Origin of the sequence: Shinella lacus, from assembly GCF_010994755.1 — a bacterium.
In the GTDB taxonomy this organism is placed as follows: Bacteria; Pseudomonadota; Alphaproteobacteria; order Rhizobiales; family Rhizobiaceae; genus Shinella; species Shinella lacus.
This window is the reverse complement of record NZ_WHSB02000052.1, coordinates 1-595: the sequence shown is the minus strand read 5'-3', so window position 1 is coordinate 595 and position 595 is coordinate 1. Positions and strand designations below refer to the sequence as shown.

General features: G+C 61.0%; 2 protein-coding genes. Both read right to left on the bottom strand.

Features of this window, described 5'->3' with window-relative positions; translation table 11 throughout:
- On the bottom strand, positions 1 to 284 hold a 284-nt coding region (locus tag GB927_RS34255; RefSeq protein ID WP_256121593.1), incomplete at its 3' end, for an IS1 family transposase.
- The coding region (locus GB927_RS34250) for an IS1-like element transposase (RefSeq protein WP_500809277.1) at positions 281 to 595 on the bottom strand (315 nt) is incomplete at its 5' end. The genes GB927_RS34255 and GB927_RS34250, both read right to left, overlap by 4 nt.

Sequence of the window (595 nt, the reverse complement as noted above, 5' to 3'; positions counted from 1 at the left end):
GCGCGCTTTGTTTTCCGGTTGAAGCGGGCCAGCATGTCGCGGAACGAGGCGTTCGAGGACTCGATGAGGTGGGTCTGCGCCTTGGTCTGCCGATGCGGTTCGTCCGCCCCGATCCGCTCGAAGGCCAGATGATAGCAGGAGTTGGCATCGGTGAAGATGGTACTGATCTGGCCGACGGTCGCCTTGGCCAAAGCGTAGATGGCCATGGCACTGCGCACGCCCTGATCGCCGATATGGTATGCGACGACCCGGCGGTGGCGACGGCTATAGGCCGTCCAGATCACTGCCCGCTGCTGTTTTTTTGGACATAAGTGTAGATCTCGTCCATCTCGATGACATCGGACATGGCGGTGTCCATCGGCTCAGCCTGGGCCACTTTGTGCTGCAAGGCAGTATGCTCCTTGCGGATCCAGTTCAGTACCGTTGCAGGCGATGCCTCCAGCACGCGGCCGATCGCCCGAATGCCCATGCTATTCATGTACATCTCGATCGCCATGGCCTTGGTCTTCGCGCTAAACCGGGGCTGACTGTCGGTGCTATAGCGGCCGCAGGCGCGACATCGATAGCGTTGATGGCCGGCCTTGCTGCCGCGCTT